This window comes from Prevotella dentalis DSM 3688, from assembly GCF_000242335.1.
GTDB classification, from domain to species: Bacteria; Bacteroidota; Bacteroidia; order Bacteroidales; family Bacteroidaceae; genus Prevotella; species Prevotella seregens.
This window is the reverse complement of sequence record NC_019960.1, coordinates 1,877,799-1,890,695: the sequence shown is the minus strand read 5'-3', so window position 1 is coordinate 1,890,695 and position 12,897 is coordinate 1,877,799. Positions and strand designations below refer to the sequence as shown.

Genomic DNA, 12,897 nt, shown 5'->3' with positions numbered 1-12,897 from the left:
GTTTAATATGTTGTTCTGTCTAAATCTCCCCGCACCAGCCATCCATTAATTACGTTGTTCTGTCTAAAAAACACGTTTGTTCTGCTTGGGAATCGATATTTTGTCGTACCTTTGCAGCCGAAAAGGAGACTCACACAGAACGGTAGGGCGTTTTGAAGCAGTCCCTACAGTGATATTTATAATACATTTTTATTTTTGAAGACATTTGAAGAATTAGGTGTCAGCGAAGAGATTCGCCGCGCCATTGAGGAGCTGGGCTTTGAACATCCAATGCCCGTGCAGGAAGAAGTTATCCCATTTTTACTTGGTCATGGCAACGATGTCATCGCTCTGGCACAGACCGGAACGGGCAAGACGGCCGCCTACGGCATTCCCGTGCTGCAGCGTACAGACCCCACCAGCAAGGAGACACAGGCCTTGATCCTGAGCCCCACGCGTGAGCTCTGTCTGCAGATTGCCGACGACTTGAACGCCTTTGCCAAGTATATCGACGGCATGCACGTGCTACCCGTCTACGGCGGAGCGTCCATCGAGACGCAGATTCGCTCACTGCGCCACGGCGTGCAGATTATCGTGGCCACCCCGGGCCGCCTCATCGACCTGATGAAGCGCGGCGTGGCCAAGCTCGACAAGGTGGCCAACGTGGTGCTCGACGAGGCCGACGAGATGCTCAACATGGGATTCACCGAGAGCATCAACGCCATCTTCGAGGGTGTTCCCGCCGACCGCAACACCCTGCTCTTCTCGGCCACGATGGGCCGCGAGATAGAGCGCATAGCCAAAAGCTACCTGCACGACTACAAGGAAATCGTGGTGGGCTCGCGCAATGAGGGCGCCGAGAACGTGAATCACATCTATTATATGGTGAACGCCCGCGACAAATACCTGGCGCTCAAACGTGTGGTGGACTTCTATCCGCACATCTACGGCATCGTGTTCTGCCGTACGAAGATAGAGACCCAAGAGATTGCCGACAAGCTGATTAAGGACGGATACAACGCCGACTCCCTGCACGGCGACCTGAGCCAGCAGCAGCGCGACCTCACGATGCAGAAGTTTCGCAACCACTTGATACAGATTCTCGTGGCCACCGACGTGGCCGCACGCGGCCTTGACGTGGACGATCTGACCCACGTCATCAACTACGGGCTGCCCGACGACATCGAGAACTACACCCACCGCTCGGGTCGCACGGGCCGCGCCGGCAAGAAAGGCACGTCGATTTCCATCATCCACTCGCGCGAAAAGTTCAAGGTGCGCAACATCGAGAAGGTGATTGGCAAGGAGTTTATCGACGGCACGCTGCCCGCTCCCGAGGAGATTTGCAAGAAGCAGCTCTATAAAGTGATGGACGACATCATGAAGACCGACGTGGACGAAGAGCTCATTGCACCCTACATGACGGAGATAGACCGGCAGTTTGAATACATCGACAAGGAAGACATCATCAAGAAAATGGTGAGCATCACCTTTGGACGGTTCCTCGACTACTATAAGAACGCACCCGAAATTCTCAAGCCTACCACCAAGCGCAACGCAGAACGTGGCGACAAGGGCACCGACCGCAAGGCCGGACGACCGAGGGGCAAGCGTGAGGCTGAGACCGGATTCCGCCGCCTGTTCATCAATCTGGGCAAGCAAGACGGGTTCTATCCCGGCGAAATCATGCAGTTCATGAACCACCATGTACACGGCCGGCAGGAGGTGGGACACATCGATCTGCTGTCGAAGTTCTGCTACATCGAGGTACCCGAAGCCGATGCCCCGAAAGTGATGCGTGCGCTGAACGGCACCATCTACAAGGGACGCGAGGTGCGTTGCAACGACGCCGACGAGGGCGGACGCGGCAACGACCGCACCACACGGGACGGACGGGCCACACGCGAGGGCCGCGAGAGCCGCAGCCCGCGCGAGGGCCGCAGCTACAAAAGCACCCGCGGCGGAGAGCGTGCCGAGCGCAAGGGCCGTGCCCGCAGCATGCGCGAGGAAGCCGGCAGCACAGCTTTCGCCGGTGAAGACGGCCGCCGCCACAGCCGCGACGACTGGAAGAGCCTGATGCAGAACGCCTCGATGAAGCTGCGGGGAGAGGAGCCCGACTTCTCCGAAGAGGGATGGGCGCGCCGACAACCGAAGAAGCAGTAACGGCTTCCCGGCCCGACACAACAGAAAAGTAACTTATCAACACTGAAAGTATGAAGAATATTCTATTGGGGCTGGCACTCGCGGCTTCGAGCCTTGTGCCCGGCACTGCAGCCGCAGCAGACGGCCTTGTACACATCAAAGGACAACTCAAGGGCTTGACCGACTCGCTCTTCGTCTTTATTCCGCAGGGCGAACACGACCATAAGCAGGATACCGTGCTGGTAAAGGACGGCAAGTTCGACTTCACGGTGAGCGTGGACAGGCCCTCCGTCATCACGGTATGCACACCGGAGTTCCTGCGCCAGGAAGGCGGCGGCAGCTTTCAGATGATTGCCGTGCCGGGCGAGACGGCCGAGCTGTCGGGCGACGTGACATCCAATTACTACCTCACGGGCTCCAAGTTCTACCGTGAGTTCAACGAGGCCGACCGCGCCATGGAGGCCGCCGGCAAGCCTTTCAGCGACTTCTACGCCAGTCTGAACAAGCGGATGGAAGCCGGCGAGAGCCAGGAAACGCTGATGAATGAGTTTCAGGAGAAAGCCCCGGACCTGCGCCAGCAGAAAGCCGACGGCATCATGGCCTTTATCAAACAGCACCCCGACTACGAGGCCAGCGCGGCCATCATTCCCGAACTGGGAGAGCTGGAGCAGATGAAAGCTGCCGTCCTGCTGCTCTCACCTGCCGTGCGCGAGGGCCGCATGAAGCACTTTTACCAAGGCATCATCGACCACATGGAGGCGCAGGAGAAAGCCGAAGCCGAGGCAGCCAAGAAGCAGGCAGCCGGCGTGGAAGCTCCCGACTTCACGCTGAACGACATCGAGGGCAAGCCGCTCACGCTGTCGAGTCTGCGGGGCAAGTATGTCATTCTGGACTTCTGGGGCTCGTGGTGCGGCTGGTGCATCAAGGGATTTCCCGAGATGAAGACCTATTATGAGAAGTACAAGGGCAAGTTTGAGATTCTGGGCATCGACTGCAACGACACCGAAGCCAAGTGGAAAGCCGCTGTAGAGAAGCACGTCCTGCCCTGGCTCCACGTGTACAACCCGCGTGACGGCAAGGTGCTGGCCGACTATGGCATCCAGGGCTTCCCCACGAAGATTATCCTGGACCCCGCCGGCAAGATTGTAAAGACCGTTGTGGGCGAAGACCCCGCCTTCTATACTTTCCTGGACGAGACGTTCGGAAACAAGTAAAAGGATAAAACTGACAAAGGGCAGGGCCGTAGGAACATTTCTGTTCCTACGGCCCTGCCCTTTTGTCTGCCCGCCCCCGATGCCCTGATGCGGGGCGGGGGCATGGCGCCTCACACGCCGAGCTCGGCCCGCTTGCGCGCGCCAAATTCGTGCGACACGTAGTTGAAGATGCTCTTGCAGCAGTCGGCCGAGTATTCCTGGGCGCAGCGAATGATGTTGTCCCACTGGTCGGCCGACAGCCCGCGCTCGATGTCGCTGCGCCGAATGCCGTATTTGAGCAGACCGTAGATCAGGCCCGCATTGAAGTTGTCGCCCGCGCCGATGGTGCTCTCCGCGGCAGTCTGCGGTGTGGGATAGCTGCGTTTGAAGCCGTTCTCGGCCCGCAACTCCACAGGATTACCGCCGTGGGTATAAATGAATTTCTTGCAGTAGAAGGAGATTTCAGCGTTGTAGACCTTGTCGGGGTCCTGTAATTTATAGAGCACCTCGAAGTCCTCGTGCGAGCCCCGCACGATGTCGGCATACTCAAGATTCTCCAAAAGGTTGGGCGTGATCCGCATCACCTCGTCGCGATGAGAGGGCCGATAGTTCACGTCATAATAGACAATGGCGCCGTGACTGCGTGCATAGTCGAGCAGTCCGACCATCTGCGGCCGAATGACCGGGTTGACGGCGTAGAACGATCCGAAGAGCACAATATCGTCGGGCTGCACGTCAGGGTAGATGAAATCGAGCTGGTCGTGGGGATGATCCTTGTAGAAAATGTACTCTGCATCGTTGTGTTCGTCGAGGAACGCCAGCGAAATGGGCGACTTGGAGTCGGGGAACACGTTCACGTTGTCGGCATTCACGCCATTCTCTTTCAGAAAGTCGATGATGTGCCGGCCCACGCGATCGCGGCCGGCCTCACTGATAAAGGTGCTGTTCACCCCCGAACGCCCCAGCGAGATGATGGCATTGAACGAGGAACCACCCGGATAAGCCCCGATGGGTTGCCCGTTTTTAAAGATAATGTCGAGCACGGTCTCTCCTATTCCGATAACTTTGCGCATGATGATAACTGTTAATCCGGCGACAAACTTGGCCTATAATCTTTGCAAAGATAGCAGAAATCGGGTAAAAGGCAAAGCGAAAGAACCGTTTTAATTTGGCCGTAACGCTTTTTTTCGGTACTTTTGCAAGCATCGAATCACCATCTACAGCATCACACTTACCTTTTAAAAAGAGAGACCTATGATTGATACCCGGTCCATGGCCAAGTTTGTGGCTTTTCTGTTCGGCCTGCTGGTCGTGCTGGTCATTTATGAAAGTCACGGCAGCAAGACTGTGTCAGGCGTCAACCACATCGAGGCCGCAGAAGAATTTTCTTACGAAGGTGAGCCCGTGATGGTGGACTATACCGATCCCGACGACCCGGACATGGAGAAGCCACAGACCACGGGAACGGACAATGGCCTGAACAAATTGCGGCTGAAGCGCCGCTGATTTTTCCCCGATGAACTATAACACGGCAGCACTTCCCAACGGCCTTCGCGTCATCCACCTGCCCTCCCCGTCGCCCGTCGTCTATTGCGGCTATCAAATTGCGGTGGGCACACGCAACGAGGCCCCGGGCGAAGAGGGGCTGGCCCACTTCTGCGAACACGTCACTTTCAAGGGCACCGAGCGACGCAAAGCCTGGAACATCATCAATGGTCTGGAGAGTGTCGGCGGCGACCTGAACGCATTCACCAACAAGGAATGCACCACTTTCTATGCCGCCATCCTGAAAGATCACGTGACGCGGGCCATCGATCTGCTGAGCGATATGGTGTTCCACTCCACCTATCCGCAAAGCGAAATAGACAAGGAAGTGGAGGTGATCTGCGACGAAATAGAGAGTTACAACGACTCGCCGGCTGAGCTCATCTACGACGAATTCGAGAATCTGGTCTTTCGAGGACACCCTCTGGGCCACAACATTCTGGGCACGGCCGACCACGTGCGTGGCTTCACCACCTCGGATGCCCTGCGCTTCACGCGGAAATACTACCGTCCCGACAATGCCGTCTTCTTTGTGTACGGCGACGTAACGTTCAAGAAAGTGATGAAGTGCCTCGAGTCCTACACGCCGGTTCCCGGCTCCTTTCTCTGCGATGCACCCGCTCCCTCCCCATCGCTCCCACGTGGAGAGCAAGAGAACAAACGGCTCTTCGTCTCCTCGCGCGGCACACATCAGGCCCACGTCATGCTGGGTGGGCGGGGCTACGACTTCCGCGACGAACGCAGGATGAGCCTCTATCTGCTCTGCAACATGCTGGGCGGACCGGGCATGAATGCCCGTCTCAACATGGTGTTGCGCGAGCATCGGGGACTCGTCTACACCGTGGAGACCACCATGACAAGCTACGGCGACACCGGCATCTGGTCCACTTACTTCGGGTGCGACGCCGGGGACGTGAAGCGATGCCTCCATCTGGTGCGCCGCGAACTCGACCGCTTGAGGCTGCGCCCCGTCACCGCCACGAGGCTGCGGGCCGCCCAAAAGCAACTGAAAGGGCAGATCGGCGTGGCGTGCGACAACCGGGAGAACTTTGCATTGGACTTCGGAAAGAGCTTTCTGTACTATGGATGGGAGCGCGACATCACGTCGCTCTACGCCAGCATAGACCGTATCACGGTCGAGAATCTGCACGCCGTGGCCCACGAAGTTTTCGATCCCGAGCGCATGACGACGCTCATTTACCAATAGACAACCAGAACTTCAGAACATGACATTAAGGGAAATTCTTGAACACAGACGGGCCGTCAGAAGATACGACCCCAACAAACCGCTCGATACCGAGCGTGTGGAAGACTGTCTCCGACAGGCCACGCTGGCCCCAACGAGCTCGAACATGCAGCTGTGGGAGTGCTACCACGTCACCCAGCTCGACACAATGGCCCTGCTCACCAAGGCTTGTCTGAACCAGGGCAGTGCCCGAACCGCCCAGCAGATGGTGGTGTTCGTGACGCGGCAAGACCGCTACCGGCAGCATGCCAAGGCCGTGTTGCAGGCGGGCATCGAGGAGATTCTGCAAAATAGCCCGAAAGACCGCCAGGCGCGGCGCATCCATTTGCAGAAACTCTACTACAACCGACTGATACCCTTGCAGTACAGCCGCTTCTTCGGCATCAAGGGATTGCTGAACAAAGCCTTGGTGCAGTGCATCGGTCTCTTCCGTCCCATCGTGCACCAAGTGAGTGAAAGTGAGGTGCGCACGGTGGTGCACAAGAGCTGTGCACTGGCCGTGCAGACCTTCATGCTGGCCATGAGCGAGCAAGGTTACGACACCTGTCCGCTGGAAGGATTCGACAGCCGACTGGTGAAGAAAGCGTTGCACCTGCCCCACGACTGTGGCATCAACATGGTTATTACCTGTGGCATCCGCTTGCCCGAGGGCGTGCGGGGCGAACGTTTCCGTCTGCCTTTCGATCAAATATACCACAGAATATAAAAAAATACAGGGTTTGGATGGCATGTGCATGGGCAAACGTCCCTGCATGTTCCGCAAACCGACATCACAAGCGGGCATTCCCGGCCAGAGAGGCTCGCCGGGAATGCCCGCTACAAGTACAGCACCGCCTCGTTGCCTTCGTTGAACAGCAGGTCGAGGATGGAGAGATTGGGCTGGAACCCATGCTTCCAGGCATAGACCTGGTAATAGGGACGGGGGTGGAAATCGGCGTCGGGCAAAGGGTGCTTGGGACGAATCGCATCGCGATAGTCTGTCCAATGATTCTCCTCGCCTATCTGCTGGCCGCCTTTACCGCCACCATTCCATCGCTCATCTCCTCTTCCTCCATACACCGTGGTCAGTTCAATGCGGGGCTGGATGTCCAGCAAGTCGCAGACGCAACGGGTGATTTCAAGATTGAAGTCGAAGAGGTAGGTCCACCGCTTCTCGAAGAAAGGACGAATATCATCGGCCAGGAACTCGAAGAACGGGCTTTCACCGTAGGCCGACAACAGGGCATTCCAATGCAGATGCCGCCAGTTGCCGTGGTCGCTGATGCGAATATCTTTCATCTCGCACTTGGGACCCTCATAGCTCTCTACGGGCACGGTGAGGGCTTGCAGTCCGTTTGTCGTGGCAATGACACAGCGGTTGCGGTAGGTTTGCTTGATAAAATGGTCGTGTTGCTCCAACAGACAGCCCCCCGCGCGGTTCAGTTTCTGGTACCACTGCACGGGACCGAAGTAGGTTGAGGAGAGGAAAGGAGTTATCAATTCAAAATTCATAATTCATAATTCAAAATTAACCATGCGGCGATGACACTGCCAACGATGGGCGTTCTGCCGGGCTAATGACAGAAAGGACGGAGGATAATGACGGGAGGACGGAGGCTAATGGCAGGGAGGACGGAGGCTAATGGCAGGGAGGACGGAGGCTATGACGGGGGAAGACAAAGAAGACGATAGAGGAAAAAGGATTCTACGATAGGGAAAGGAGGAAGCATTTATAGAAGAAAACCAAAGCAACGGCGGGGAAAGGTGGGGATGACGGAGTTGAACAAGCGGATTAAGGCCATCCATCTGCGCCGTCTTCCTTAAAATGGGAGATGGAACAGGCGACGGGCTTTGCCCACCACCTGATGCCGGTGTACCAGCAGCTGTCCGTGGCCCGTGTCGACAAGATAGAGCTTGCAGTCGGGACAACCACAACGGCGACAGCAGCGCAGGGGAATCCGATAGCGCACGCCACGCCACGTGATGGTGTCGCCGGGCAGGGCTTCCACCCTACCCACGAGCTCGCAACGGGTGCGCAACAACGGCCATCCATGGCTGCCGCCCGTCCGTCCGCCGCTTTCCGGCCCAACGGCCCGAGGCCCGTCCTGCGGACTGAACACCAGCAAGTCGCCCCGCACAAAACCGGCACGCACCCACTTGTTCACCAGCACACGGTCGCCCGGCACCAGTGTATGGCCTACAGCAACGGGCGCCGTATAGATGGTAAAGGCATAGGCGCGCACGATGAACACGATCACCAGCGCACCAAACAGCGTGAGGAGGGCCTTCAATGCCTGTTTCATGAAAGGAAAGGGGAGCAGACTCGCCCCCGGTTTACTTGATGTTGTCCACCCAACGGAACAGCCGATGCCAGCGCACGCCCGAGAAACCGCGGCGGTCGGGGTCGGAACTGTACCAGATAAAGATGGGCTTGCCCACGACGTGGTCCTCGGGCACGAAGCCCCAGTAGCGTGAGTCGGCCGAGTTGTGACGGTTGTCGCCCATCATCCAGTAGTAGTCCATCTTGAACGTGTAGCTCGTGGCCAGCCGACCGTTGATGTAGATTTGGTTGTTCTTCACCTCCAGCGCGTTGCCCTCGTACACCCGTATGGGCCGTTCGTAAACGGCAATGTTGTCCATCGTGAGCTTCAGCGTGGCTCCCTTTTTCGGTATCCACACAGGACCATAGTTGTCTCGCGTCCATCCCGTCACCATGTCCAGCGGGTAGAGGTCGCCCGTGGTGGCATCGGTATTCAGCCGGATGCTGGCCACCAAGTCCTTGCGCGCGCTGAGCGTCTTCACGGCAGCCTTGGTGAGTGGCATGTATCCGTTCTGGTTCAGACTGGTCAAATCCTCCATCGATATGCCGAGTTCTTTCAGCAAATCGTCGGGCAAGTCGCGCTTCAGCTTCACATAATACGTGTACTGCACGTTGTCGGGCTCCTTGTTGGGCTTGCCGTCCAGGTAGACAATACGGTTTTTAATCTGCAGCGTTTGGCCGGGCAGGCCCACGCAGCGTTTCACGTAGTTCTCGCGGCGGTCGGTGGGCCGATGGTCGATGGAGCCGTATTCATTGGGGTTGTTCAGCACATAGTTGCGCCCAATGCCATAGATCATCTTGAAAAAGTCGAGTTGTTGCTGCCGGTTCAGCGTGGCAGGATCCACGGGGTTGGGGAAGTTCTGCTGGTAAATCTGCTCGCCAAAGCTGTACACCATGCTGTAATAGTCGGCCGCCTGATAGCGTTCTTCGGTCACGATGGTGTCGCCGGCAGGATAGTTGAACACCACGATGTCGTTCAGTTTCACCTTGCCCAGCCCCTTCACGCGCCGGTAGTCCCAATGCGGCCACTCGATATAACTCTTGGTATTGAGGACGGGCAGGGTGTGTTGCGTCAAGGGCACGGTGAGCGGTGTCTGCGGGATGCGAGGGCCGTAGCTCAGCTTCGACACGAAGAGATAGTCGCCCGTAAGCAGACTCTTCTCCAGCGAACTGGAGGGAATGACATAGTTCTGGAAGAAGAACAGGTTGATGAAATACACGGCCACCAAGGCAAACACCAGCGCGTCCACCCAGCTCATGATAAACCTCACGGGGCCCTCGGCCGTCTTCCACCACTGCCATCTGATCTTTTTCGAGATATAGACATCGTAGATGAAAGGCACCACCACGAGTCCCAACCAGCTTTGCAGCCACCAGAGGAACAGCAGATAGAGCACGAGGACGGCCACAAACTTCGCCCACTGCTTCTTCATATTCAGGTTTACTTTTTCCTTGTCAATCATTTGTCTGTTGTTTGTCTATCGTTAATCTGTCATTTTTTGTCATTCGCCGACAGCCCTGCACCACGACGGCCGGGCGGCCGGGCCGCTCCCGTCAGAACCGGAACAGGTCGCTGGTGGTCAGCAGTCCGGTGTGGTCCTTGGTGTATTCGGCCGCCAGCACGGCACCGAGGGCAAAGCCTTTGCGCGAGTGTGCGCTGTGGGTAATCCGGATGAGGTCGGCTTCCGAGTCGTAGGTCACGCTGTGTATGCCCGGCACCTCGTCGTGGCGCACGCAGTTGATGCGCAGGTCGGCCTCGTCACAGTCGGGCGAACCGTCCACGCGCCCGTCGTCCCAGGTCGTCGTACCGAGCTTCCAGCCCTGCTTGCGGTCTATGTCGGCCACGATTTCCTCGGCCAGAGTGATGGCCGTCCCCGACGGTGCGTCGAGCTTGTGCACGTGATGGGTCTCCTCCATCTCCACCCCGTATTGGGGAAATCGGTTCATGATGCGGGCCAGATAGCGATTCACAGCCGAGAAAATGGCCACGCCTATCGAGAAGTTGCTGGCCCAGAAGAGGGTCTGCCGGCCGTCGCGCGTCAGAGCCTCCACGTCGTCCCGGTGCTCTTTCATCCAGCCCGTGGAGCCGCTCACCACCTTCACATGGTGCTTGAAAGCCCGCAGATAGTTGTCGTAGGCTGCCGTGGGATTGGTAAATTCGATGGCCACGTCGGCCGAAGCGAAGGCCGGACTGTCGAAATCCTGCAAATTATCGACGTCAATTTTACAGACAATCTCATGGCCGCGGCCCAGCGCCGTCTGTTCAATCATGCGGCCCATCTTGCCGTAGCCGATCAATGCTATCTTCATCTTTCTTCCGATTTAAAATGTTGTTGCAAAAGTAATTATTTTATGCGAGAGTCGCGGCCTTGCCGGCTTAAATAATCCAAAATCAGGCGATTTAGCCGCCACCGCCCGCCATTTCTGCCACAAAACCTTTGTCAGCCAAAATAAATGCCGTAATTTTGCACCAATGAAAGGATATAGATTGCATACAGGACTGCTTGCCGGATTATTGACATGTACCACGCTTGCCTCGTGTTTCAAGGAGGAGCCGCTCAATGCCGAGTGCGACATTGAGCAGGTGAGTCTGCATCTGGACCATCCGCTGGGCACGTTGTTCAGCCTGGCCGACACGCTGCAGCGCGTGGCCTCGGCCGACAGCCTCATCACTTTCAGCGTGCGCCACAGCCACGAGGCCGACCTTTCCATGCTGCAACCCCGCTTTATCCTCACGCCGGGAGCCACCATCACTCCCACCGGCGGCACGGTGGACGCCCGCCAGGGCGGCCGCCGGCACTATCGCGTCACCTCCGAAAACCAGCTCTGGCACCGCGACTACACCGTGGCTTTCGTGCCCGTAGTGCGCACAGTGAACGACACCGTGGCCTACGACTTCGAGCATTTCGAGCTGGAACCGCGCGAGGGCAAGTACTACATCTGGCACAACCCGCGCGAAGACGGCACGCTGGCCAGCGACTGGGCCAACGGCAATCCGGGCTTCCGCCTGAGCATGGGCTCGGCCCGTGCCGAGGAGTATCCCTCGGCGCCGCTCGCCCAGGGCCGCTCGGGCTACGGCCTGCAGCTCACCACGCGCAGCACGGGACCCTTTGGCGTACTGGCCGGAAAGCGGCTGGCGGCCGGCAATTTCTTCCTCGGCGCGTTCGACGTGACCAACGCCCTGAGCGATGCCCTGCGGGCCACGAGCTTCGGCGTGCCTTTTGACCGCGAGCCACTCGCCCTCACCGGATTCTACAAATATCAGCCCGGCCCCGTCTATCAGGACCGGAACGGCCAGCCCGTCGAGGGCCGCACAGACCAGGCCGCCATCTATGCCGTGCTCTACCGCAACCACGACGACCAGGGGCGCAGCCTCTCCCTGCACGGCGACGACGTAAAGACCAGCCCGCAGATTGTGGCTATTGCCGACATGGGCACCGTGCCGCCCACAGCCGAGTGGACGGCTTTCCGCCTCGACTTCGACTATCGGCAGACCATCGACTACGACCTGCTCACCAACCGCAGCTACAGCCTCGCCATCGTCTTCTCGTCGAGCAACGAGGGCGACCAGTTCGAGGGAGCCGTCGGCTCGCAGCTCTGCATCGACCAGGTGCGCGTCGTCTGCCGCAAGGCCGAGTAGCCGCCGCCGGCAGCCCCAACCCCGTTTCCCGACATCACACCCCACCATTTCCCCCGCATCCATCATGAAAACGATACTCCTCCTGGCCGTCGCCCTCGGGCTGGCCGTCCTCCCCGCCCAGGCCTCGGGCTTCACCGCCGACATGACCCTGCGCGCCCGCCTGGGCTACAGCCTCGGCGGCACGGCTCCCGTGGGGCTGCCTGCCTCCATCCGGGGCCTCAACAGCTACCGCTTGCAGCCCAATCTGAGCTTCGGCCTCGATGCCGTGAAGCCGCTCGCGCCACACTGGGGCGCGCTGCTGGGCCTGCGTTTCGAGAATAAGAGCATGGACGAGGACGCCCGCGTCAAGGACTATCACGAGGACATCGTGCGCGGCGGCGAGTCGCTGACCGGCCGCTTCACGGGCGACGTCACCACCCAGGTGCACCAGTGGATGGTCTCCGTGCCCCTGCAGGCCGTGTGGTCGCCCGCCTCGACGGTGGCCCTGCGCTTCGGCCCCTACGTCTCTGTCCTCGTCGACCGCTCGTTCACGGGCTATGCCCACAACGGCTATCTGCGCGTGGGCGACCCCACAGGAGCCAAGGTAACGCTGGGCGACGACCCGGCCACACGCGGCTCCTACGACTTTTCCGATGACATGCGGCACCTACAGTGGGGCCTCGACATCGGGGCCGACTGGAACCCGCGCGGCCGGCTCGGCCTCTATGCCGACCTGAGCTGGGGCCTCAGCGGCGTGCACCGCAGCAGCTTCAAGACCATCGAGCAGACGCTCTACCCCATTTTCGGCACTTTCGGACTCACCTACCGGCTCCGATAACCGTGCCCCACGACAACCCAACTTAGTATTCACATC

Annotated in this window: 12 protein-coding genes; 7 read left to right on the top strand and 5 right to left on the bottom strand. The window is 58.6% G+C overall.

Translation table 11 applies throughout. From position 1 onward, the window contains the following. Positions 1–195: 195 nt before the first annotated feature. Together PREDE_RS07425 and PREDE_RS07420 are read left to right on the top strand one after the other, a co-directional pair. Complete coding sequence (locus PREDE_RS07425; protein ID WP_005845545.1) at positions 196–2,142, top strand: DEAD/DEAH box helicase; 1,947 nt, start codon at positions 196–198, stop codon at positions 2,140–2,142. Between the two features lie 50 nt (positions 2,143–2,192). Continuing rightward, positions 2,193–3,335 carry a TlpA disulfide reductase family protein gene (locus PREDE_RS07420; RefSeq protein ID WP_005845543.1) on the top strand — a complete coding sequence of 381 codons (1,143 nt, stop codon included), beginning with the start codon at positions 2,193–2,195 and terminating at the stop codon, positions 3,333–3,335. A 110-nt stretch (positions 3,336–3,445) separates the two neighbouring features. On the opposite strand, the gene PREDE_RS07415 is transcribed toward PREDE_RS07420, so the two are convergent. Next, entirely contained in the window at positions 3,446–4,387 is a 942-nt protein-coding gene (locus tag PREDE_RS07415) for a carbohydrate kinase family protein (RefSeq protein WP_005845541.1), read from the bottom strand. A gap of 181 nt (positions 4,388–4,568) precedes the next feature. Here PREDE_RS07415 and PREDE_RS07410 point away from each other — a divergent pair, with 181 nt between their 5' ends. Genes PREDE_RS07410 through PREDE_RS07400 form a run of 3 tightly spaced genes read left to right on the top strand, consistent with a single transcriptional unit; the run spans position 4,569 to position 6,811 of the window. Then, positions 4,569–4,820 (top strand): hypothetical protein, encoded by a 252-nt coding sequence (locus PREDE_RS07410; RefSeq protein WP_005845539.1) that lies wholly within the window; start codon positions 4,569–4,571, stop codon positions 4,818–4,820. A gap of 10 nt (positions 4,821–4,830) precedes the next feature. After that, the gene (locus PREDE_RS07405; RefSeq protein WP_005845538.1) at positions 4,831–6,066 is read left to right on the top strand and encodes a M16 family metallopeptidase; all 1,236 of its coding nucleotides are present in this window, start codon (positions 4,831–4,833) and stop codon (positions 6,064–6,066) included. Between the two features lie 19 nt (positions 6,067–6,085). Next, positions 6,086–6,811, top strand: a complete 726-nt coding sequence (locus PREDE_RS07400) for a nitroreductase family protein (protein ID WP_005845537.1) — start codon at positions 6,086–6,088, stop codon at positions 6,809–6,811. 110 nt (positions 6,812–6,921) lie between these two features. On the opposite strand, the gene PREDE_RS07395 is transcribed toward PREDE_RS07400, so the two are convergent. The 4 genes from PREDE_RS07395 to dapB all read right to left on the bottom strand — a co-directional run bounded on the left by PREDE_RS07395 (position 6,922) and on the right by dapB (position 10,714). After that, on the bottom strand, positions 6,922–7,596 hold the full coding sequence (locus PREDE_RS07395; RefSeq protein WP_005845536.1) for a WbqC family protein: 675 nt from the start codon (positions 7,594–7,596) through the stop codon (positions 6,922–6,924). Positions 7,597–7,904: 308 nt separating this feature from the next. After that, positions 7,905–8,387 carry a S26 family signal peptidase gene (locus tag PREDE_RS07390; RefSeq protein WP_015298615.1) on the bottom strand — a complete coding sequence of 161 codons (483 nt, stop codon included), beginning with the start codon at positions 8,385–8,387 and terminating at the stop codon, positions 7,905–7,907. 31 nt (positions 8,388–8,418) lie between these two features. Further along, positions 8,419–9,867 carry a S26 family signal peptidase gene (locus PREDE_RS07385; RefSeq protein ID WP_005845534.1) on the bottom strand — a complete coding sequence of 483 codons (1,449 nt, stop codon included), beginning with the start codon at positions 9,865–9,867 and terminating at the stop codon, positions 8,419–8,421. 91 nt (positions 9,868–9,958) lie between these two features. After that, a complete protein-coding gene (dapB, locus tag PREDE_RS07380) occupies positions 9,959–10,714 on the bottom strand; it encodes a 4-hydroxy-tetrahydrodipicolinate reductase (protein WP_005845532.1) in 756 nt (251 codons plus the stop codon). A 163-nt stretch (positions 10,715–10,877) separates the two neighbouring features. On the opposite strand from dapB, the gene PREDE_RS07375 reads away from it, so the two are divergent. Both PREDE_RS07375 and PREDE_RS07370 read left to right on the top strand, forming a co-directional pair. Beyond that, the gene (locus PREDE_RS07375) at positions 10,878–12,044 is read left to right on the top strand and encodes a PCMD domain-containing protein (RefSeq protein WP_005845531.1); all 1,167 of its coding nucleotides are present in this window, start codon (positions 10,878–10,880) and stop codon (positions 12,042–12,044) included. Between the two features lie 64 nt (positions 12,045–12,108). Then, complete coding sequence (locus PREDE_RS07370) at positions 12,109–12,861, top strand: porin family protein (protein ID WP_005845530.1); 753 nt, start codon at positions 12,109–12,111, stop codon at positions 12,859–12,861. The last annotated feature ends 36 nt before the right edge of the window (positions 12,862–12,897 follow it).

What these genes read in the sequence shown, in the direction of transcription:
- PREDE_RS07385 (WP_005845534.1), bottom strand. Translation starts at nt 9,867, where the DNA reads ATGATTGACAAGGAAAAAGTAAACCTGAATATGAAGAAGCAGTGGGCG.
- PREDE_RS07375 (WP_005845531.1), top strand. Translation starts at nt 10,878, where the DNA reads ATGAAAGGATATAGATTGCATACAGGACTGCTTGCCGGATTATTGACA.
- PREDE_RS07415 (WP_005845541.1), bottom strand. Translation starts at nt 4,387, where the DNA reads ATGCGCAAAGTTATCGGAATAGGAGAGACCGTGCTCGACATTATCTTT.
- PREDE_RS07405 (WP_005845538.1), top strand. Translation starts at nt 4,831, where the DNA reads ATGAACTATAACACGGCAGCACTTCCCAACGGCCTTCGCGTCATCCAC.
- PREDE_RS07390 (WP_015298615.1), bottom strand. Translation starts at nt 8,387, where the DNA reads ATGAAACAGGCATTGAAGGCCCTCCTCACGCTGTTTGGTGCGCTGGTG.
- PREDE_RS07370 (WP_005845530.1), top strand. Translation starts at nt 12,109, where the DNA reads ATGAAAACGATACTCCTCCTGGCCGTCGCCCTCGGGCTGGCCGTCCTC.
- dapB (WP_005845532.1), bottom strand. Translation starts at nt 10,714, where the DNA reads ATGAAGATAGCATTGATCGGCTACGGCAAGATGGGCCGCATGATTGAA.
- PREDE_RS07395 (WP_005845536.1), bottom strand. Translation starts at nt 7,596, where the DNA reads ATGAATTTTGAATTGATAACTCCTTTCCTCTCCTCAACCTACTTCGGT.
- PREDE_RS07420 (WP_005845543.1), top strand. Translation starts at nt 2,193, where the DNA reads ATGAAGAATATTCTATTGGGGCTGGCACTCGCGGCTTCGAGCCTTGTG.
- PREDE_RS07410 (WP_005845539.1), top strand. Translation starts at nt 4,569, where the DNA reads ATGATTGATACCCGGTCCATGGCCAAGTTTGTGGCTTTTCTGTTCGGC.
- PREDE_RS07400 (WP_005845537.1), top strand. Translation starts at nt 6,086, where the DNA reads ATGACATTAAGGGAAATTCTTGAACACAGACGGGCCGTCAGAAGATAC.